Source organism: Paenibacillus sp. NPDC056722 (assembly GCF_042790635.1).
In the GTDB taxonomy this organism is placed as follows: domain Bacteria; phylum Bacillota; class Bacilli; order Paenibacillales; family Paenibacillaceae; genus Paenibacillus_AQ; species Paenibacillus_AQ agri.
The window spans coordinates 157,218-180,377 of sequence record NZ_JBHTYV010000009.1 but is presented as its reverse complement, the minus strand read 5'-3'; the positions used below and the strand labels follow the sequence as shown (position 1 = coordinate 180,377).

Below are 23,160 nucleotides of genomic sequence, written 5' to 3'. Positions count from 1 at the left end.
AGCTACCGGGCTGGATAAAACGCGTACCAGCCGTCAAGGGAGAAGTCTGCCCTTTTGACCCAGTGCAATCTTGAGCAATAGTCAACGGAGACTCCTTATTATTTTATTCTCATTGGAAGGTGGAATTTAAGAATGAACAAGGTAAATTACAAGGATTTTTATGATAGAGTCGGTGTATTAAACGGTTGGGATTTCAGCAGTGTGAAATGCGTGTCCGAACAAGCACCCTGGGACTTCTACCGTGAAGTCACGAAGAGATGCCAATCCTCCGACCTCCTGCTGGATATCGGAACCGGTGGCGGGGAAGCCATTTTATCCATAGCTGAATCGGCATCGCTACTGGTCGGCATTGACCAGTCAACTGGCATGATGGAGACAGCAAACAGAAATCTATCCAACTCCGGCAAAAGTAATGTCCGTTTTCTGGAGATGAATGCTGATCAGTTGGAGTTTCCGGCACCTTTCTTTAACGTTATCTCATGCAGACATTCTCCTTTCTCTGCCAAGGAAGTTGCTCGTGTCCTATCCAGGGAAGGCGTATTCCTGACCCAGCAAGTGGCTGAGACCGATAAGATGAACCTTAAAGAAGCGTTTGGGAGAGGGCAAGCTTCTGAGACACCGGTTGGCACCCTCAAGCAGCAATATCTAACCGAGCTAAGCGAAGCAGGATTTTCGGATGTTCAATCCTTCGAATATAACATTAATGAGTATTATCAGACCGCTGAAGACCTTATATTTCTGTTGAAGCATACGCCGATTGTTCCTGGCTTCGGTCAGAACGAAGAGGATTTTCGGATTCTTGGGCGATTCATTGAAGAGAATCAAAGAGAACAAGGCATACTGACGAATTCAGCGCGGTTTATGATCATTGCGAGACGCATTTCTGCCATTAATTGATCTCTGATACTCTATAGTCTCTAAAGTTCCCTCGGGAATGATGATCCGTTTGCAAAAGAGGACCTCAAGCTCCACGAAATCGTGGGAGCTGAGGTCCTTCCTTATAGGACAATATGCTTCATCTTCGTACGTCATGCTTAATCACTACGCACATAGTTAATCCTCATTTACTCACAGCAATCCCTACAAGCTCATACTCAATCCTTATACGGATCGAATTCATCCGCCCCCGCCATACACACTCCGATCGGTTTCAAGACATGCATAACCTCAATCGTCTCCGCGTGAGCATCCAATACTTCCTGGAGCTTCCGGTATACAAACGGGCTTTCATCCGTCCCTGCTCCGCGCAGCTCCACATTGAATGCCTGCACCGCGTCCAGCATTTGCGCTTTGGAGATTTGTCCGCCGCTGCGGGTACGGGTCTTCCAGTTCATTTTGCCTGCGGCCTGTGTCCGGCTCATGATCCGTCCAGCCCCGTGAACGGTGCTATAATAAGCGTCCCGATTCTCTGCGGTATCCTTCCCTTTAACGATCACAGAAATGTCGCCCATGCTCCCGCCTATAAAACCCATCTGCCCCGGCGCAGACGGTGTAGCGCCTTTGCGGACCACTACGGTCTCTTTCCCGTCATGGGTTTCCTTCCAGGCGTAGTTATGATGGTTATGCACTTCAAAATCAGCTTCTGCTCCCAGGATGGACAGCACTTTGCGGATTACATAATCCCGCCCTGTGTACGCATAACGCCCCGCCAGCTTCATCGCACGATAATACATATCCCCCAGCTCACTGTTCAAATCCAGCAGGAGCGGCGGCTGATCCATCTTTTCACCCGGCGCGTTGGCTAAGAATTCACGTCCTGCTGCCAGGTTGATAAAACCGCTCGCAGTCTTATGCCCGAAGCCCCGGCTGCCAAAATGATTGCCGATCCACAGCCGTCCTGTCTCGGTGTCTTCAAAGAGATCCACGTAATGATTCCCGCTTCCAACGGTTCCGAGCTGATCACGGGCCAGCGTCTTCAGCTTGTCATGCTCTGCTTTTCCTACAGCCCGGTACACATCCCAGTCCGGATCGTCGAACAGCTCATGATCCAATCTCTCGTTATTGATACGGCCCATGCCAAAAGAAATCTGGCGGGCGATATCATTCATGACCCGGGCCAGCGCAGGTTTTACATCAGCCGCAGATAGCTGCGTCCGCACCGCTTTATTGCCGCACCCAATATCATAGCCCACACCGGATGGCGAGATTTGCCCGTCATAGACAACGACACCGCCAATAGGCTGGCTGTACCCTTTATGATGATCTGCCATAAGCAGCGTCTGAACCACGTTCCCTGTCTTCGAGCAGGTTCTCGCCTGAGCAAGCGCTCCCTCGTCAGGCTTTCCCCAGACACGTACACCGTCAATATTCTGATATGCCATCTTTCTTTCACCCCTGTAACGTTACTATTGTTCTAAACAATTCATCGAGCCGCCTATCCTGACCGCCCCCGGCAGTCTCCACTTCGGATATCGTCTGTTCGTAGTAGCTGATTCTTTCCTCCAAAAATTCATTAATAGGCTGAATTCTCGGCTCGTAATCCATCTCGTCACCTGCTCTTTTTCGGATCAGCAAATCATCGACGGCCGCTCTAAGCAAGCTGCCCTCCGGTAGCAGGGTTTCCACCAGCACTGGAAATTCAATAGGCGGCATCGTATGGAAACGCTCGATCCATTCGCAGGCCAGCACAGGACGAAGCACATAGAAATACTTCTTTATTTTCACATGATCGCCCTTCAGGTAATCACGATAGTTCCCCTTGGCCATATGCAGATAGTGGTGCATGCACGATCTTGGGGAGAACGTGAAGGAAGAGATATCGCGGATTTGCCGGACGACCGATTCATTCTCCGTATAGACAATCGGGGATTGCAGCCACTCCAGCAGCGGCGGATTGGATTTGCGGAATAAATTCAGAGCCTTTTTCAAATCCCAGCCGTTGATATCCAGCATATTGCTGATTGGCCGTTCAATGACATCCCGCTTCTCAAAAATGGACAGATACCATTCCAGCGGCCGGATATATAGAAATCTTACGTCATAATCACTGTCCTTGGAAGGAAATCCCCAGGCCCGGCTGCCTGATTCGCAGGCATACAGAATACGGACGTTTTCTTCCCTTTCGATCTTTTTCAACTCTTCTATTATGATTGATTTAACCTCCGGCATAAGGCTCTCCTCCTGTTCAGCTCCGTTACTATGTACATTTTCGCTTATTTTCGGAAGTTCGAACATGGCAAAAGTATTACGATCACAGAGCAGTTTACCATTCCGCCCCTACCCTTGCCCTGTTACAATGAAAGGAAGACATTCATGAAACGGGGAATCCAGGTGGCCAAGGAAAGCTTTGATAAAGAAATCCAATTCCTGCGTATGCTTGCGCTCACGAGCGGCGCGTTCAACAGACAGCAATTCGCTGACCGGCTGGGTATTTCCGTGCATACCTTTGACAAAACCATCCGCCGGCTCAAGGATATCGTGAGCTCTACCTATCAGCACCTCCCGGAGGAACAAGGCAAAGAATTTGCTGAGACCCTAAAGTACAGCTACTATGACTCTACCGATCCCATGCTGTTATTTCTATTTCGTGCCAAGTCGGTAAAAGAAACCGAAAGCCAGCGCCTCTCTCTCCTGCTGGGTGCCATGAATGGAGAGGCGATGACTGCGATGGAGCTTCTGGATATGTGCTGTAGCAGCCTGCCCGCAGGTGTTCCCCAGCCCGATGAGAAGACGATCCGTTCGGATCTGAAATACCTGGAAGAGGTGGGGGTCATCCGCAAAGAAGGGGCCGCCCGTCCTTTCCGCTACCGCGTACATAACGACTTGGTGCAGCAGTTAAGCCATGAAGAGCTTATCGACTTGTATGATTTTGTGGATGTCATGGCGAACACCCAGGTCCCTTCTGTGCAAGGCTATCTGCTGCGTGACGGACTGAAAAAGCATCTTTTGCGCAATCAGGTGGAGCAGCCAGCTATCGAAGCTTTTTTATATAAGTATCATTATTACTCACGGATCTTGGACGAAGCCCACTTGTTCACTCTTTTGAACGCCATTCGCCAGCGCCACAGAGTCACCTTTCTCTACTACTCGCCAAAGTCCGAGAAAAGCTATGGCTCCAAAAACACCAATCCATTGTTCGAACGCGAGAGCGAAGGCTCCGCCATAAAGACACTCCCGCTGAAGGTCGTCTATGACCATCAATACGGAAGGTGGTATCTGCTCGCGAGCGGCCGGGAAGGCATTCGCAAGTATCGTATGGAAGGGATTACGCGGATGGAGACTGAGGATCAGCCTCTGAGTGAGGAAGCGTTCCAGGCCAAGCGCTGCGAGCTTGACGAGAAAATGAAGTATAGCTGGCTGATTGATACTGGACTGCCGGTCACGGTGCGGGCGAGGTTCTACAGCCCTGGAGATTCTGAACCGAATTTCGTAAGAGAGCGGGTGCTGCTGCAAGGACAGTGGGGACAGATCGTGGACGAAGATCCGTATTCTTTTATCTACGAAATCACCGTGAATGGGACGACCGAGATCAAGCCCTGGCTGCGGAGCTTCGGGTCCAGCTGTGAAGTGCTTGAACCCTTGAGGCTACGCCGTGAAATGATCGCTGAATGGAAGGAGATATTGGCCTACTATGAACCTTTTCGAGAAAATTTTTAACTATCAGATCATCTCCCGTCTGGACGACAACGGCACCTTCATGGTCACTTCCCACGAAAGAGCCTGGCTGAAGACCATGCTTGAGCACCCCGCAGCCAAGGATGCGTTCACTGCCGGGACGCTGGAGAAGCTGGTCTCCCTGCTGGAGTCTGACCCTCTGATGGATACAGCTGACCACTTGGTGCAAAAAGCCCGCAGCAGGGAAAAGCAGGTGTATCACCCGCTTCTCCGTACCTTGCGCCGCCATATCATGGCTAAAGAAGCGGTCCAACTGACTTACGGAACCAAACGCGGCAGTGTTCAAGAGGGGCTCACAGGAGTGCCTTACAAACTGGAGTACTCCATGGTCAAACGGGAGTGGTATTTGCTCTGGTACCACCTACGGCGGCACTCGCTTATGAGCACCAAGCTGAGCAAGATCGTCAGCGTATCACATCAAGCTATAGCTGCCTCCAAGTATGAGAGTATTCTTCATGAGATCAGCCTGAGGCGCGACACACGTAAATTTGAGGTTGTCATTGAAATCGTCCCTGACTATAACCGGGAGCTGTCTCGCATTCTATACGCCTTCTCCAGCTTTGAAAAGGACGTTGCATACGATGCGGATAAAGACACTTACAGTGTCAGTATCATTCTGACCGGGAACGACAGCGATTATCTGCTCTCCAAGCTCCGTTTTCTCGGCAAGCGGGTCCGGGTCGTGAAGGGCAGTTACCTTAAGAAGCGGATGCAGGAATCGGCGATCAAAGCGCTGAAGCTCTACGGTGTGCTGCCTTCAGAAGAGGAATTATCGTCGTAATGACACCTGATTTTTGCGTCTGAAGGGAGCAGAATTAGTCTGTCTCTCCCTCGGCCGATGGTTGATATTCTTCCAGGCCATTACGGATCTGCATCAACAGTTGGCCCAGCATGTTCTGCCCCGTCCCGTCTCCATTGTCGCCCCAATAAGCATCATTTTTCGTGTGTTCGATCAATATACAGTCGCCGGTGGATACAAGAATGTTCCTGACCTCAGGGTGCTGTCCGATTTTGGCCGTCAGCGCCTCTAACATAATCTCAACTTTAACTTGTTCCCAATCCGTTCTTAAGGGCCTGGAGCGTTCCCTCCCCATTCTGGCTGCCTCCATCGGGGTCGGTGCCAGCCGCACTTGTTCTTCGTGTTCCGTTCCTGCAAACTTCTTCGCCTGAAAATAATGCTCCGATGTCGGCCAGGTCTTGCCCTCCAACTCGATTGGATATTTGGCAAAATTGGAGAAACAGCCATAAGCTTTATCTGTTTCGTAGAAATTGATGATTTTTTCTGCCGGGTTCATATTCTGTCTTCCTCACTTTCTGCTTTGCAGCCACTTTATTTTCGATCACCCAATCGGCTAATCAATGAATCATACAGATGAATCAATTCCTGGGACGGGCGGATGCCCAGCTCCCGGGTGAGCAGCCGGACATAATCGGTGTAAAGGGCGTTCAGCCCTTTTTTATCTCCGGTCATCTGCCGGATCGTCATGAGCTGGCCAACCACTGCTTCGTCCAGCGGATTACGCTCGTTCAGCTTAAGCAGCAGCTTCGACGCAGCAGCGGTATCTCCCGCCTTAATTAGTACTCCGGCAAGTTTTTTTACAAACGAGGTATATAATTCCGCGTACCGCTCTGTCTCATGGATAGCCCACACATAGGCTTTGTCACCGAACAAATCCCCCGTATATATTCGTTCAATGTTCAGCGCCCGCTCTACATTTTCCGTATCCATACGTTGCAAGCTCTTCACTTGCTGTTCAAATTCCACGTAGTCAATCACTGTATCTTTTAATTCGAGCGCGTAGCCATCATTCTCCGAACGGACGGACTCTCGCATCCCCAGCGGTTCCAGCGATTTGCGTAATTGATAGACAGTGGTATTCAGGTAGCTCTCGGCATTCGTCTGGTGCATCCCGCCAAAAATATCCTTCACCAGCCTGGAACGCGGGATTCGCTTGCCCTGGTACAGCAGCAGATAAGCGAACAGTTCCGCGCACTTCCGTGAGGTCCATTTGACCCGTCCAGCCTCATTGCTCACCGAGACGTCCCCCAGCGCCGTAAGGATATTCCGGCTGGCAATAGCAGAAGCAGCAGGAGTGACCTGCGCCGGGGAATGAATGCTCCGCTGGTTCGCCAGCACACGATTTACTGTCCGTTCCAGCCTCTCCTGAGAGACTGGCTTCACTAAATAATCTACCACAGACAATTCGTAAGCCTCCAGGGCAAATTCCTTGTGTGACGTCACAAATACCACTTGTACAGGAGAAGCTGCAGCTTCCATCCTGGCGGCGAACTCCATTCCGCTCTCACCCGGCATAGAGAGATCTACGAAAGCCAGTCCAACATCGGTATTGTCCTGTAGAAAAGAGGTCGCAGCACGTGTGTCTGTAAAAGCGCCTGCGACCTGAACGCCGGGCAGCTTGACCAGCATTTTCCGCAAAATCAAGTGCATTGTAGGCTCATCATCTACCAAAATAACTTTCATAGGCTTCCTCCTCCATATCACTATTATCGAACCTCTCCGGCACACCCTGCGAGCCTGACAAGGAGAATGAGAAGGTTGTTCCGCAGCCTGCTGTACTCTCAAACCAAAGGCTGCCGCCATGAATGCGGACAAATTCACGGGTCAGCGCCAATCCAAATCGTGTGTCCCCGGAGTCTTCTACGCCAGACATGGCCTTTAAGAATGGCTCCTCCAGCCGTAGCAGTTCGGAAGTCTCTTCATCAATTCCGGCTCCGTTGTCAGTGACAGAGATAATGATCCGCTCACCCTTCAGCACAGCTCCGATATCAATCTTGCCGCCGATCCCCGTAAACTTGATTGCGTTGGAAAGCAAATTTCGCAGAATGAGATCCAACATCTCCTTGTCTGCCCTGACCACCAGCTTCTCGTTAATATCCTCCGTCAGCTCAATTTGCTTCATATCCGCCTTCGGTCCAGCCAGCAGCAAAGCCTGCCGGACGACCTGCTGCAAATTCCAGCCTAAGGGACGAAAGGCTACCTTGCCTTTTTGGCTGCGATACCAATCGAGTAAATTATCAACCAGATGAAAGGTGCTCTGGACTTGCCCTTTGAGCTCACGCACCAACTCGGCATTCTCGAAGTCGGCAGCCGTCAATTCATCATCCAGCAGCTCGGTCAGGCTGACGAGAAGGGCAATCGGATCACGGATATCATGCGCCATGATCGTGAACAGCTTGTCCTTAAACGCATTAAGCTCGGACAACTCCCGGGCATTCTCGCGCAGCCGGGCCTCACTTTCCTTGATCTCTGTAATATCATTGAACATCAGAATCCGGCCAATCAGAATCCGGCCCGAATCGTAGATGAGCGACACGCTGCAGTTATAGTACATGTTGCGGTTGTCATGAAACCGCTGAAAAGGGAAGCGCTCCTCCCCATCTCCTGCCGCCCGAATACGTTCAAGCAGTTCAGGGCTATTCCCCAGCACCTTCTCCATCTCCACCGGATAATGCTTCGTCGATCCCAGCTCCGGTAGCACTTCTATAGCAGCGCTGTTGTAACTGACAATTCGGTCATCATAATCCAGCAGCACTACCCCATCTCTGATCGTCTCGAACACCTTAGCGAGGGCAAGCGGCGTTAACCGCAGTAAATTAAACCGCAGAATGCCCCATACGAAAGCCACACCTGAAATGGCAAACCCGAACGGCGTCAGGTCAACATTCGTGCCATACCAAAAGAACGTATTGAGCAGAAAGGGGGCCACAGCACCAAGCAGCAGAACAACAATCTGCTTCCGCACCATCGGCAAAGCCTTCCAGTACATGGGGATAAACAGCGAAACACCGCATAGTACAACCGAATAATTATAGACCGTGTGGACCTTATACCAAGGGCCCTTCACCGTGGTGTAGAGAGGGATGGAAGACTCTGTATTCAGAATATAGCGCTCATATACCAGGTGATGCCAATCATTGGTGAGATGAAGGATAAAAACGGTCATGGGGACAGCGAACAGGATCAGAGCAAGAACCTTGCGATAGCGGAATCCCGTTCCTGTAAATTGGAGGGCGAGAAAGAACCAGAGCGTCGAAATGAAAGGGATGCCCAGATATTCGACTTGAAGCGACAGCTTCACTTGCTCCAGACTCCGGCTCAACACCTCAAAGGCGTACCCCAGCGAATAGAATGCCGCTGACAGCATGATCAGAATCATCGTTTTGGCTACAGGCAGATGGCGCTTCTGGTAAGACAGGAAAGAGACGAACAGCATTAGTCCTGCTGCGAAAAAAAGTGTGACCGACATCCATAATCTTGTGTCCACGGCTGCGTCTCCCTTATATCAAATGATTGCAATCTACATATTGAACAGGGGAAGAATGCTCCCCGTTTGTTCCATTATAAACGCAAGGAGAAGAGCCGTGTAATCCCTCTTTTATTTTCAAAAGACCGACCCGTAACCGGATCGGCCTTCTGAAAGACTTTTGCGACAAACCTTATTTACTCAGCTCATATACGATTTTGGTAACCTTGGAGATCAGCGTGTAATATCTGCCGAAATCGGCGATATACGCACCTCCAGCTTTTTTGAGCATAGCCAGAATAATCATCGCACCGATCACATCACGATAGGCATCCCACACAGTATCCGTAGCATCCAGCACATTGAATCCGGATAAGAACAACACTTTCAGCGCAATCTCCGGTTCATATACACCGTCATTTTTTAGCTGGTCTGTGATTTTGGAAAGACTGATGTTCGCATGGCGCAAGGCTGAGGCAGTCACAATCAGTGCAATCTCATTGTTGTTCAGCAGCTTGCGTTCTGCGGAGTTCAGCCCGTCATAATAAGCCTGTCTCTCACGGGTCGAGACTTCTTTAATAATCTGGAACGTATACTTCAAGTTGTTGCCATTGGCTATCTGAAGCGCCGTCACCAAATCCGTGAGCGTGATCAGATTCGATTCCAGCATAGCCTTGGCAATTTCCTTGAGCGTCCAGCCTGCGATCTCCTGAAGATACATTGGAACCCAGCCTGGACGGCAGCCTGCGGCAAGCAGCGCAGCTGCCACCTCCTTGATCGTCTTAAATCCGCCATCGTATAGCGATTTGGCAATCTTATAGTAGCCCATATTCAGGTTCTTGGAGAGCAGCTTCGCCAGATCGTCTGCCGACATGCCCGTTGCCTTCAGAATGGCAATGGTATTGTCGCTCCCGACATTTCTGTACCTGATATATTCAGCAGGTGTATAGCCGTTGCGGATCAGCCAGTGAAGCTGATCATCCGACGAGCGGTTACTCAGGAAGCTTAAGGCTTCCACTGCCGACAATCCCAGCTTTCTCAGAATCGCAGCAATATCATCGCCTCGTTGGCCTACCGCATCTAGACCACCCATGACAGCCTGGGTGCCGTATCCTTGTTCACGCATGGCGAGTGCAATATCCGTCATGGCAGCATTAGGCAAACCTGCTTTTACAATGTTGATGACCTTGTATGGCAGCAGATTCCACTTTCTTAGGTACTGCACAATGGCCGCCGGTGTATCCACACCAAGCTGAACCAGTTGCTTGCCTTGTTCTTCCTCAGTGCCTGCATTCTTGCGGGAATCGTTGTAATAATTGTACCGCATCTTCAGCACGCTAGCGTTGTCATAGCCCAGCGCCAACAGTGTATTGACCAAGTAGCTCGATGGAGCTGGCTCCAGCAATCCCCGGATATCCAGCTCTGCGGCAACGTCGTTCGCGTTAGCTCCCCGCTCCTTCATCCGTTTCAGATAAGCGAATAAAGGATCACTTCCGAACACCTCACGAACGGCTGCACGGAGGCGTTCTGCTGTCATCACTGTCGTAGACACCGCGTCCATTACCCCCAGCTCATCCAGATTGAAGAGCACCTTCAAAGCCAGCACGATATCCGTATCCTTGAACTTGCCTCGCATAAAGCTGGCGACACTGCCCGGAGACGAGGTGCTGCCTGCCGGAAGGATCTTCGCCAGATAACCGACATTGGCATCATTATAGTACACCTTGAATACGGCAAGCCCCAGTTCCGGACCTTTGTAGGATGGAGCAAGCATTTCTGTCGCCTGATCAGCCCCCATGTTGTAAGCATCCTTCAAATATTGAAGGATATCCTGAACCGGAGCGTTCTGCTTGATCAAGAAAGCTGTGGCACCTTCGGCCGTCGTGATCCCGTAGAGATCAAGCACATCCTGCAGGGTACCTGACGATGTGTTAACTGCGTCATAGACCTGCTCTACCGCCGATTGGATCGCCGTTGCCGAATACAGACCCAGTGCCGTCAGAATAGCCTTTGTCTCTGATCTCGTCTTGCTGTAACTCTTCTTCAGCATCTCGGCAATATACGTCAACCGATAACCGCCATTGCTCAGCTGGAGAGCGGCAGTATCCACACTCGTGAACAGCCCCGCCGTCTTAAAAGTATTCATTAAGCCTGCATCAAACGTTGAGCCATAGACGGTATTTAGACTGTTCAGGATCGCCGTCGCTGAGAACGTTCCATTTGCAATGAGCAATCCGGCCGTTTCCACGGACGATTTTCCGTAGTGGTTCTTGAACATGTCTGCAATCTCAATCAGGGAAAAGCCAGCTTCCCACAGATAAGTAACCGCGGCCTTCTCTTCCGTAATCTCAGCTTCCTGCAGCACCTTTTGCGGTGAACGGCCTACAGCTTCCTGTGAATCCTCCCCGTAGGCATGATGGACCGTCCATTCTATAACATCTCCATCTTCAAAATGAAGAGCCATCAGTGCCTCTATCGAAGCCTTGGACGTGTTGCCGTAATAATTTTTGGACACCTCGATTACATCCTGCAGAGTGTAACCCATGGTACGCAGGTAAGGTGCAGCCTCAGCAATCGAGGGAATACCGCTCGCTTTCAGCAGCTCATCCAGACTTTGCTGAACCGGCTTGCCGTATTCCTGCGCAACTGTAGATAGGATGTCTGCTGCCGGATACTGCTGTGTTTGCATTAACGTATACGTCGTTTCGCCAGCCATTAACTTATAGTAGGTTTTGGCTGCCAGCACGAGATCGGTTAACGTGAATCCGGCTTGCTGCAATTTCGGCAGGGCATCAGCGAATACGGTAATTCCCAGTGAGCTCAGTGACTCCAGCTTCGTCTGCTCCAGTGACTGATTGTATATCTTGGTTACAGCCCCCTCAATTTCAGGCCGGTCATACGAACCCTCTGTCATCAATGCAGCGATGGTCTCTCCTGATGTCAGGCTATAATGCTCCTTGCCTATACGGACAATGCCCTCCAGGTCATAGCGCATCTTCTGCAGGAACGGCACAGCAGTGTCAAGTGTGTTCATACCGCCTGCCTTCAGCGAATCCGCGATGTTAGACTGCTGTGTGCTTCCATAAATATCGGATACACCCGCCACTACATCCGATTGACGGTACAGATTAGAATTCAGATGAGCCTGCAAGGCTCCGCCTGCCGATAGACCATACGCCTTAGCCAGCTTGATGCTGGTAGCCAGACTAAAGTGAGTCTGGAATACGAAGGAGATGGCTTCTGCAAAAGAAGTAACTCCCTGCTCTTGAAGCAGACTATAAAGGGCCGTCTCCACAGGCAGATTATAGGCAGTAGCAATCGCTGTGATCAGGGAATTTTTGTCGCCTACCGGCTTTTTCAGAAAGCCTGCCGCCGTTTGGCCCGCGGTTAGCCCGAATTTCTCTTTGACCACGACGGAGATTTCTTTGATTCCAAAGCCTGCGTTGCGCAAATAGTCTATCGCTTCGTCGGCATTGCTGATCCCTTGCGCCTGCAAGGTTTCAAATACTGTCGTCTCCAGGGTCTGACCATAGACACTGGCCATGCCTGTCAGGATCATATTCTGACTGTTAGGATAGGCTGTGACGAGCAGTTGCGTCGCTTTTCCAGCCTCCAGTCCGTAATAGTCCTTCAAAGCGCGGGCAATATCACCCAGCTTGTATCCGCCCTTCTGCAAGAAAGTAATTCCTTCAGCAGGCGATTCAATCGCGGAAGCTTTAAGAATCTGTGCGATGGTGACCTGCTGCTGTCCATACAGCTTTTGCAGCAAAGCAATCGTCGCTTGCAGGTTGTTGCGGTTAGAGGAATGAACAATCAGTCCCTTCATGACCTCCTCCTGGCTAAAGCCGCCCTGGACAAGTGCGGGACCGACCATCTCGGAATCCCAATACGTGCGGTAGCGTGCAGCCAGAGTATTAATCACGGATGTTGCCGATGCCCCTTGCGACCGGAGTGTCTGAATCCATAACGTGATGGGATCACTGCCATACGCCCAGGCCAGCGCCCTGCCGATGGTCTCCTGGTCTTCTTGTGTATGCTGAAGCAGCACCTGCATGGTTGCGCTGGAATCCAGACCATAGGCCTCACGCAGTACAAGCGCCCTGTCCTTCAGAGGATAAGGAGCCAGCCGCCCCACAACCTGCTCCATTGGCAGTCCTGTGCTCTTCAGATAGGCGGTAACATCGCTTGCAGCAATGCCATAACTGCTGAAAGCCATAATCCACTCATTCCATCCCTTGCTGTCGAAGGCGGCAGCCACTTCTTCGAAGGAGTATCCCGCATTCTTCAATGCCGATAGCAGATACGGCATCCCTTTAGCTCTGATCCCTTGCGTCGAGTAGAAATTAATCGTGCCTTCGATGATAAGGTCCAGCGTGTACAGCTTGGACATACTCATGGCTACAGTGATATCAGGCAGCGTAGCTTTTGCGAATAAATACTGAACGTCCTTGACTACAGTAGCAACGGAGCATGCACAGCCAAATCTGGCGAATGCGCTAGTCCGCTCCAGCTCCACCCATTGTTCCAGGGTTACGCCCATCTGACTGATCAGAGCTTTGCCGATCGCGTACTTGTCCCACATTTGTACGTTGCTCATCGCTGTGGCGACGGTCTCCACATCCAGCTTGACCTGTAAATCCCCGGCGAAGACTGACCGGATGGCCGCCAAGACATCGGCTGCCTCATAACGGTTCGTATAGTCATTGAAGAAAAGCTTCATGGCATCATCCAGAGTGAAGGACTCTCCGGCCTGGATCACGGCATCATGAACGCTTTGCAGTGATTTGGCCGCTGTCTGCCCGGCAAGCCGGAGCTGCCGGAACACTTCGTAACGATTGCCGGAATACACATGTCTGAGATAATAATCGGTCAGACTAACGTGATCGTAGCCGGCCTTAAGCAAATACTTCATCGTTGCATTTCGTGCATCTGGGTATAAAATGCCCAGCGCAGTACCAATGTCTGCTCCGAACTCTTCCCGCAGCAGAGCGGCTCTTGCCGGGAGATCGAACCCGCTGGCTGCGAACTGAGCCATTACGTCGCTCAGGCTCACACCTGCGGCTACCCACAGATCGTTGACGATGCCTGCAATTTCTTTCACACCATAATTCTTGCGTACCAGTGCGCTGATCATGACCCCGGCCCCGTCACCAGTTGATTTAACTGCCTCCGCTACCGTTCTTGGTGTAATCTTCGCATTCAGCAGCGCAACTGCGCCCTCTGGCTGCGGATATTTTTTTCTAAGCATCGAATACAGATACGGCACGGAGAAGCCTGCGCCCAGGAAGGCCTGAACCGCTTCTTCTGCACTTGCAAAATTATAGAATTCCGCAATCGCACCCGCGACCTCATGATCGGGATATCCGCTTTGGGACAGCCACGTAGCCGCCGTAATGGCATCCGCACCATACAAGTCTTTAATAAGAGCAGCCGTGTCTCTTGCCGTTTGCTGACCTTCTTGAAGGGCCTGCACCGTATCAAATGAGCTTAATCCGTAGGCGGCTTGAACGGCAGTGGCGATATCCTTCTTGTCATAACGGGCAAATTGCAGCCATGCAGCAGTCCCGCCGCTTGTCTCGCTATAATGAGTCCGAAGAATGCTTGCGGTTTGCCCTGCCGGCACTTTGTAGTACTTCAGGTAGCCGGTCAGATCCTTGCTGGAATAACCAAATTTCCGCAGTGCAGGGCCGAGCGTATCTGCTGTATAACCCGCTCCGATTAATTCGCCAATGAGTTCGGAACCAAAAGCACTATTAGATCTTCTTATCGAATCATAGGCTTCGAATATAGTTATGGCGTCGGCATCCAGCTTATAGAGGATTGGAGCAAGATCACTGCGATTCAGCGTATACTCCGTAACCAGCGTTTTGTAAATATTCGCAGGCTTAAAGCCTCCGTCCCTGAGCAGCTGTGCAGTCTCCAGAGCGGTCTTGCCGTATTGCTCATGCAGCACCCTCGCCGGATAGGCCGCATCATTCTTATAAGCATAGCTCATAACCAAGCCTTGAATGGTTGCTACATTCGTCACCGGCATCTCGTTAAACGTGGCCAGATACGTCTGATTGACCGCCTTCACTCTGTTCACACCGGTATAAGCAACCCACGCGGTTGAAGTAGAGCCTATTCCACGGCCCGAAGCATTCCAGGTTAAAATAATCTGCGTCTTGTCATTCCCTAGCGCAGCATTCACCATGCTTTGCCACTGCCCGTCAATCTTCACTGAGAAGGAGGAACTGGCCATGACGCTTTCCAGCAGCTTATCGAACGTAAGGATAACCTGAGTGCCACTTTCGTTAGACACGGCGTTGACCAGTTGCGGCGGTGAACTGATGTTATTTACAACCAGCTCATTTTCAAATTCATAACCGGCTTTGCTAAGCTTGAGCTTGAATTCTTTATTGTAGGCCAGGTTGGCCTTCACCTGATACGTTTGACCGTAATCGGCCGTATTTGCTGAGCTAATCGTAACCTTGGTTCCGGCGTCAAGCAGGTTCAGACCCAGCTCCGGTACCGGAATGTTCAAGCTGAGAGTAAAACCATTCTCGTTGATACCAATCAACTTGGCTGTCACCTGATACGCAACATAGACGCTGACCGCTGGCCCAAAGTCGTAGCCTTGTTTCTTCAAGCGCAGGGTGTACGTGTTGCCTTCCGCAAGTGCAGCTTGAATGGTGTAGATTCCCGCCGTTTCACCGGCAGCGACGCCTGTTACAGCTACGGCATCGCCCCCTGCAGACAGGATTTCAACATCCGCAGCCTGGAGATCAAGTTTTCCCTGACCAAGCAATAACGTGATTCCACTTGCATCCGATTTCGTCACTTTAGCGCTGACCGCAACCGGCACAATAACTTCAACCGGACCTTTCGTCGGGTGCGCTGGATCATTAATGGACAGAATGTAAGTCTGCCCAACCACTAGAGGCACGCGTACGGTATAAGTCCTGCCTGCCTTGGCGGTGTTCTGATTGGGATCATAGAACTTACTGCTATCCAGCTTGATCAGCTGGTGATCCTCCCCGGTCAAATACACCTTCGTGTAACTCAGATTCGGAATCGCCACGCTAAGATTCAGATTGAATCCCGCGGTCGTAATGTCCGAAGCGGACAAAACCGGCATCTCCCTAACATCCAGCTGAACCGGCGGGCCAAAATCATAGCCTTGTGCGTTAACGGACAACGTGTACACTGTTCCTTCCGTCAGCTTGGCTGCCGCCTCATAGGTCAGGCCGCCGTCCGCGGTTACCAGGGGATCAATGATCACAGACTCTCCTGTGCTGTCCTTCAACATCACATTGCTTGTCTTCAGATCAGGAACGGCCGTCTGCAGACTTAATACGAACCCGTTCCCAGACAGCGCCGTCACCGATTTCGTAACACGTTTCAGCACGGTGAACGGCAAGCCTATTCCGAAATCATAGCCGTTCTTCGTCATCTTCACACTGTACGTGCCTCCATATTGCAAGGCCGCTCGAACGGTGTAGGTCAGGCCGCCATCCATCGTTGTCGCAGTAGTGACAGGGACGGCCTGCCCCTCTGCATCTGCCAACCGGAAATTCCCGCCGCTGAGGCCGGGAACTGCCCGGTTCAGCTTGACCGTCAGTCCCTCACTATGAATATTCTCCGTCGTCAGTCCGACCGGTACCGGCATCGTCACGACAAGCGGAGCGTCTAGTGCATAACCGCCCGCTGCCAGCTTCACCGAATAGGTGTCTCCTGCCGTCAGCGCCGCAGACAAGGTATAACCCGATCCACCGTTCAACGCTTTGACGGACGTAAGCGGCACGGTCTGACCACCGACATTCTGAAGGATGAAGCTGCTGGCCTGTAGGCCTCCGACAGCAGGGGTAAGCAGAATCGTAAATTCTTTGTCCCCGATGTCTCCAATCTCGCCCTTGATGACGCTCGGAAGCGCAGCAGAAACCGCATCACCAAAATCATAACCATTCTTGGCTAGCGCAATCGTATACGTCTTGCCCCCGATGAAGGAGGACTTGATCCGGTAAGTTGCACCGCCATCCTCCGTTACTGCGGACGTGGCAGCCAAGGCTTGCCCGGTGCTATCCTTCAGCGTGAAGTCACTTGCGGTCAAGCCCGGCACTACCGGATTCAGACCGATATCGATATACGAGGCTCCCGTGTGCAGCACGGTGGAGCTTACGATAACCGGCACGTCAACGACGACTGGCTTGCCGAAGTCGTATCCGTCCTTGACCGGAAGAACCGTATATTGCGCCGCGCCGCGGAAGTCATATTCCACTTTATACGTGTTGCCGCCGTCCTCTGTGGACACCTTCGAGGCAGTGGCAACTTGAATGCCATCCCGCTGCAGCTTGAATTCACTTGGCAGCATATCCGGTACCGCATGATCGAACCGGAGCATAAAGGCATGGTTGTTGCCTCTCTCCATTCCCTCAAACGCGGCCGCAACTGGCTGCACCAATAACGGAATGCTGGCTCCGAAATCATATTCCGGCTTGTTAAGACCCAGTGAATAATGCACGCCTGCCGTGAGCGTTGCCTCAATCTCATAAGTCAGCCCGGCATTGCGGCTGACGAACGAATCGATAGCAACTTCCCGGCCCTGATCGTCAACCAGAACGACTTCGGAACCTCCCAGACTGAGCGCTGATGACATGTGCAGCTTGAAGCCCTTCACGGACAGCCCGTCAACGGTGGCCGTGCGGGAGTTCAGCTTAATCTTGTCCAGCTTGCCGAAGGCATACGGAGCTTTGTCGGCAATGGTCACTTGGTAAGTTTTGCCGCCGGAGAGCGGTACACTGACATTGTAGTAGTCCACAGCCGCACTCACAGGCTGGAGGGATTGAACCGCCACGGTATTTCCCGCCTCGTCGGTGACTGTAATGTCAGTCGCACTGAGATTAGGCACGAACGGGACCAATGCCAGTCTGAAGCCCTTTGTGGAAGCAGCATGAATGATGCCATCGACCCACAGCTTGAACCCGATAGACAGCGGTGCTCCGAATACATAACCGGGATAGACCGTCTGGAGCGTATACAGTTCCGCCGGATTAAATTCGCCTTCGATGCTGTAGAATCCGCTGCCGGGATTGCTTACTCTAATGGCAATCTTTTTCCCTTTGCTGTCAAACAGCGAGAAATGATCTGTGGTCAGACCTGGCAGACTTGGAGAGACAGATACAATGATTTTATTCACCGCTGTGCTCACCAGACTGACCTTGGCTGTGACCGGAATATCAAAGGCTACAGGAGCCTCCAGTTTGAACTCGTCTCTGGCCAAATCTAGAGTGTAGCCTTTACCAGGCAAGACAGTATCCAGCGCAGCCAGATAGCTTAAGCCTTGATCCGTAGTCTTCAAAGAAGACAATACCTGGATCACATTCCCCTGCGGATCACGCAAAATGACCTGCTGCGGCGTCAAGCCAGGGACGCTGGAGCTGAACTGGAGCTTGAAGCCGGAGGCTGTAACGCTGCTAATGGTTGCCTTGACCGTTTTGATAATCGTAAAGGGTACCAGGTCATTGATCTGGTACGCGAGATCCGACTTGTACTGAACGGTATAATGCTTGCCGCTCTCCAGCGTACCCTGAAGCAGGTAGGTAGCTCCTGCGTCGTCTGTAGTTGCCGAAGTCAGTGCTAGAGTCTCACCAGCATCGTTTTTCACGATAAAATGTTTCTTATCCAGCCCTGGAATAGGTGTATCCAGTCTGAGCTTCAATCCCGAAACATTCGCCTCGCTAACGGTAAGTACCGGCGGAGTGATAAACGTCACCGGATTCATCGAGAATTCATCCTTGTCCAGCTTAATCTGATAAGCTGTACCCGGTTGAATCCGGCTCGGCACATAGAGCTGATAGGTCGCGCCGCCGTCCGCCGATTCGAACAGATTGGGATAATACACAGTGCCGGCTTCATCCGTGATCGACAAGCCCAAGTAATTCTCGATCTCCGGGAAAGCAGGTGTGAACTTCAAGGTCAGATGTCCGTCACTCGTTACGTCTGCCGTACTGGCCGAGATAAATCGGTTGACGTGGAACGTGACGGGTGAATCAAAGACGATAAAATCCTTGTGCAGCGTCATCGTATAGTCCGCGTTGTTAACGAGAGCTACACGCACATGATAGGTTGCGCCGTTATCAACTGTCGATAGCGTCAGTCCGCTCACCTTGTTATTCTGCGCATCCTTGATGCTGATATGGGACGGGAGGAGGCCGGGCACGGGGTTCTCAAATGAGAGATCAAAGCCCGCATTCGTGATATTGGATACCTTCGTTGCCCCCGCGTGAATCGTATCCGCCACCTGAAAATCAACCCCGGCAGCCGGTAAATGACCGGTCAGCTTCAGATTATATTTTCCACCCGGCAAGTTGGCCGCCAACTGATAATTGCTGCCTTGGTCCTCTGTCAATACAGACTGGATGGCAACAGGGTCACCCGTAACCGCATTGACAAGCACAAAGTTGCTGGCGTTCAGACCATCCAGCGCATAATTCAGCTTCACGTTAACTCCGCTACTAGCAATCTGGTTCACCGAGACTGTCGCAAGCACGGGAACCTTGACTGTGAAAATATTACTATCCATCTCCGTATCCACTGTCAATTGATAGGTGTCCGGCTGCAAATTAGCCGAGATCCAGTAGCTGGAGCCTTCATCTTCCGTCACGACCGATTGAATAGCGACTGGCGTGCCGTCCGGCTTCGTCAGCTTAAATCCAAACTCCTTATTGATCAGAACAGGAGGAACCAGTACTAATCTAAACCCTGTATAAGAAGGCTCAATAATCTTATTCTGGGCAAATACCCAAATCGTTTTCGGAGCCCCGAAGTCATATCCGTTTACCTTTACCGAGACGGTATAGCTCTGCCCCCCTGATCCGGCAAAAGTAACAATGTACATCCGTTGACCGCTGTCCCACGCCACATTGGTAATGGCTACTTCATTGCCTGCGGCATCCTTCGCAGAGAAATTGTCCTTGGTCAGGCCTGGCACAGCCGGGTTAAGACCCGCCATGAACTGTGTCGGCTGCCGTCCGGCGTTCCAGACGTTCAGGGTAGCATTTCCTAGTGTCGCCGGATCACCGAAACTGTACCCCGCAGCTGTAACTGCAAGTACGAAAGGGCCACCCGAGTTGATCCGTGACGTTTGCAGCAAATAACTTTTGCCATGATCATCGCTCGTAACGGAATCCAGAGCGATGGGATTGCCGCTTCCATCCTTCAGCTTAAAAGCATCAGCGGTTAGGCCCGGCACCGGCAAGGCGAAATGAACCTTAAGTCCGGTATAGCTGCCTGGAAAACCCTCATAGGTCGTGTGCTTGTTGATCTCCACTATTGCAGGCACACTGACCGTTCCTTCGAAGTACCGCGCATCTTCTGTATCCAGGCGGTAGCGATAAACCCCTTCTGCAGATAGATCTCCCGATACAACCGCTGACTTGCCGTCAGCACTGAACTGAACACCGTCAACCTTGACAGACTGACCACGGGTATCCTCCAGCTTAAGGTCACCGGCAACAAGACCGGAAATAGGGTTCTGAAACACAATCTCAAAGCCGCTATGCGTGACCCAGCCGACGGAAGATTGTAATTTCTCTGCTTCTACTTTCAGGACGACAGGCTCTGTAAAAGCGTATCCTTCCTTGTCCAGTGAGAGGGTATACGTGTCGGCCTTATCCAGTGTGGACCACACCTCGTATTCCTTACCGACAACCACCGCGCTGAGCATATCTATGCTTACGCTCTCTTTTCGCCCGTTCTTCAGAACGAAGTTCAATGCATCCAATTCCGGTAGCTTCTTGTCCATCGTCAGGAGAAAACCGTAGGTTCTGACGTTCTTCGCCAAAGGCGTTACCGTCGTCGTCTCCTCGCCAGGCACGGCAAACTCCAACGCCTCTCCGAAGCTGTAGCCGCTCTTCTCGATAAGAAGTCTGTAGGTTTCTCCCTTCGTCAACGCCGCAGCCACCGTATAGGAATTGCCGTCGTCAGCACTTGCCGCTCCGCCGATTGCAACGGGTTGATTGGCCTTATTTAAAAGAATCAAGTTCGAAGCGTCCACTCCAGCCACCGCTGGGCTGAAAGATACTTTAAAGCCATCTTCACTGATTTCGTATACCTCAGCAGTTACAGAAATCGTGCCAGGATCGGTAACGGGCACAAAAATTGTTGCGGCTGGTCCAAAGCCATAACCTGGCTTCGTAACCATCAATGAATACGTGACGCCCTCTTCCAGGGCGGCAGTTACGTCATAGGCCGTGCCATCACTGTTCGATGTGGCTTCCCCAATCGCGACTTTCTCACCGTTGCCAGTACGTGTGAGTGAGAAATTCGGGGTCTGCAGGCTGGTAACCGGCTTGTCGAACGATACCCTGAAGCCTGCGGTACTAATGTTCTGTACTATCTTCGTGACAGCAATATCTTGTGGCGTTGTGACCGGTACACTGAAGGTTACCGGAACCCCGAAGTCGTACCTTGGCTTAGCCAGTGCGACGGAATAAATCTCGCCTTCGTTTAAGTCAGCTGTCACCCGGTAGGAGCTTCCTTCCGTTAATGAACCCACGAACCCGACTTCCAGGGCACGGCCCTTAGAATCTTTAAGCGAGAAATCCGCAGCCGTAAGATTCGTAACGGGAGTGCTGAAATTCAGCCGGAAGCCTGTTGTGGCCGGAACAGTCACCGTTACTTCCACCATTGTATTGGATGGCGGACTCGGGGTCGGCGGAGTTGTTCCTCCGCCTCCACCACCGCCCCCACCTCCACCACCGTTACCACCGGCAGCGGCACTAGGCAAAGGTGTAGGGGAGGATTTTCCGCGCTCCGTTATTTCCACGCTGCCCGGCTTGGTCTCGAAGACAACATTCGGCGCATCCACCAGCGCTTTGACAATCTCGCCCTCGCCCTTGACGCTGGCTGTGCCGCGGAATTCAATACTGTCTACCTTTACGCCTTTGTTCAACATAATCGTTGAGGATTGAACACCCTCATCGACAATGATGCGACTAGTCGTTCCTGAGTTAATGGACAGCTTCACATTGCTCTTGACCTCAACCAGAGTGAAGTTCCCGGATAACGTAACTTCTCCGGTGGCAGAAATCGTAATCCCTTCTATACCACCGCCGGATGATACCACGTTCGACTCGACACTGGTATCCGATTGAACATCCATCTGTGAGATGACTGTCGTTCCTCCGACGACCACCCGAATCCGGCCATCCACCCTGTTAACCACAACGGTCTGGAGCTGAGAATCATCAATATGTATACTATGTTCCCCGCCGCCGTTGATCGAGGTCTTCCCCAGCACGGTCACATGATCAAGGTAGACATCGCCTTCCCCGACTTTTTGGCCGATCACCAGGTTTCCTTGGATCACCAAATTACGCAGTGTGGTGCCCGGCGCATTGACGGTAAGGTCCCCGGCGACCGTAAATGTGCCTGTCACCGGCCCATAAGTGCCTCCTGATTCCAGCGTCTTGGCCGCTGGAACGACACCCTCATTGGCACTCGCCGCCGATGGTTTCATCACGCGGTCCAGCAGCGCTACAGCTTCGGCCCGCGTAAGCGGCTTGCCCGGACCAACGGTTTGGTCCGGGAAGCCCTTGATGTAGCCCGCCTCCAGCAGGGCGGCTAGCGGATCGCGGCCATAGGCAGGCACACTGCCTTTGTCCTTGAACGCCTCAAGCGGATTCTCTCCCTCCTTGAGGAGGAGAGGAACAAGCTTCGAGACCATCACCGCCGCATCCACACGGGACAGTGAGTTATCCGGCTGGAAGGTCCCGTCAGGGAACCCCTTCAAATAGCCAGCCTGCACAGCTGCACTGACCTGAGAAGCAAACCAGGCATCGGCTGGCACATCCTTGAAGGTCACATCGCTTGTCCCTTTATAAGCAAACAACCGATTCACCAGCGTAACGAATTCTACACGCGTGATGATTCCATTCGGACGAAAGGTGCCATCCTCAAAGCCTTTAATGAGCCCTTTATCCACCCATTCACTGAGCGGCTGCTGCGCCCAATGGCCCGCGATATCCGCCGGGATTGAAGTCACCGCTCCTGCCGCCTCAGCTTTGCTGCCGAGACCAATAACAGGCTCCAGCATCCCCGCGAGCATACTTACAATCAAAAGCCAATTGAACACAATGATCTTCCATTTTCTCGCAAAATGCTGTCCCAAAATGATTTCCCCCTTCATAAAACGCTCCTTGCCCTACTGCATGTATTGGGCTTGCCCGGTTTTCTTGTTCATAGACGGAATTCATAGCTTCCATATATAAGTCTACAGAGGGTCAATAAAAGAATAATGAAA

Annotated in this window: 9 protein-coding genes; 3 read left to right on the top strand and 6 right to left on the bottom strand. The window is 51.8% G+C overall.

Features of this window, described 5'->3' with window-relative positions:
• Positions 1 to 132 precede the first annotated feature (132 nt).
• On the top strand, positions 133 to 897 hold the full coding sequence (locus ACFRAM_RS20810) for a class I SAM-dependent methyltransferase (protein WP_379467676.1): 765 nt from the start codon (positions 133 to 135) through the stop codon (positions 895 to 897).
• A 197-nt stretch (positions 898 to 1,094) separates the two neighbouring features.
• On the opposite strand, the gene ACFRAM_RS20805 is transcribed toward ACFRAM_RS20810, so the two are convergent.
• Together ACFRAM_RS20805 and ACFRAM_RS20800 are read right to left on the bottom strand one after the other, a co-directional pair.
• Positions 1,095 to 2,321 (bottom strand): RtcB family protein, encoded by a 1,227-nt coding sequence (locus ACFRAM_RS20805; RefSeq protein ID WP_379467674.1) that lies wholly within the window; start codon positions 2,319 to 2,321, stop codon positions 1,095 to 1,097.
• A gap of 7 nt (positions 2,322 to 2,328) precedes the next feature.
• Entirely contained in the window at positions 2,329 to 3,108 is a 780-nt protein-coding gene (locus tag ACFRAM_RS20800; protein WP_379467668.1) for a nucleotidyltransferase domain-containing protein, read from the bottom strand.
• A 162-nt stretch (positions 3,109 to 3,270) separates the two neighbouring features.
• Between ACFRAM_RS20800 and ACFRAM_RS20795 the strand changes: the two genes are divergently transcribed.
• Together ACFRAM_RS20795 and ACFRAM_RS20790 are read left to right on the top strand one after the other, a co-directional pair.
• Positions 3,271 to 4,596 carry a helix-turn-helix transcriptional regulator gene (locus tag ACFRAM_RS20795; protein ID WP_379467759.1) on the top strand — a complete coding sequence of 442 codons (1,326 nt, stop codon included), beginning with the start codon at positions 3,271 to 3,273 and terminating at the stop codon, positions 4,594 to 4,596.
• Positions 4,571 to 5,395, top strand: coding sequence for a WYL domain-containing protein (locus tag ACFRAM_RS20790; RefSeq protein WP_379467666.1), 825 nt, complete (start codon positions 4,571 to 4,573; stop codon positions 5,393 to 5,395). Before ACFRAM_RS20795 ends, ACFRAM_RS20790 begins: the two co-directional genes overlap by 26 nt.
• Before the next feature lie 34 nt (positions 5,396 to 5,429).
• On the opposite strand, the gene ACFRAM_RS20785 is transcribed toward ACFRAM_RS20790, so the two are convergent.
• The 4 genes from ACFRAM_RS20785 to ACFRAM_RS20770 all read right to left on the bottom strand — a co-directional run bounded on the left by ACFRAM_RS20785 (position 5,430) and on the right by ACFRAM_RS20770 (position 23,046).
• Complete coding sequence (locus ACFRAM_RS20785) at positions 5,430 to 5,909, bottom strand: riboflavin biosynthesis intermediates N-glycosidase (protein WP_379467664.1); 480 nt, start codon at positions 5,907 to 5,909, stop codon at positions 5,430 to 5,432.
• 35 nt (positions 5,910 to 5,944) lie between these two features.
• Positions 5,945 to 7,096 carry a response regulator gene (locus tag ACFRAM_RS20780; RefSeq protein ID WP_379467662.1) on the bottom strand — a complete coding sequence of 384 codons (1,152 nt, stop codon included), beginning with the start codon at positions 7,094 to 7,096 and terminating at the stop codon, positions 5,945 to 5,947.
• Entirely contained in the window at positions 7,074 to 8,900 is a 1,827-nt protein-coding gene (locus ACFRAM_RS20775) for a sensor histidine kinase (RefSeq protein ID WP_379467660.1), read from the bottom strand. Before ACFRAM_RS20775 ends, ACFRAM_RS20780 begins: the two co-directional genes overlap by 23 nt.
• A gap of 172 nt (positions 8,901 to 9,072) precedes the next feature.
• Complete coding sequence (locus ACFRAM_RS20770; protein WP_379467658.1) at positions 9,073 to 23,046, bottom strand: S-layer homology domain-containing protein; 13,974 nt, start codon at positions 23,044 to 23,046, stop codon at positions 9,073 to 9,075.
• Positions 23,047 to 23,160: the final 114 nt, after the last annotated feature.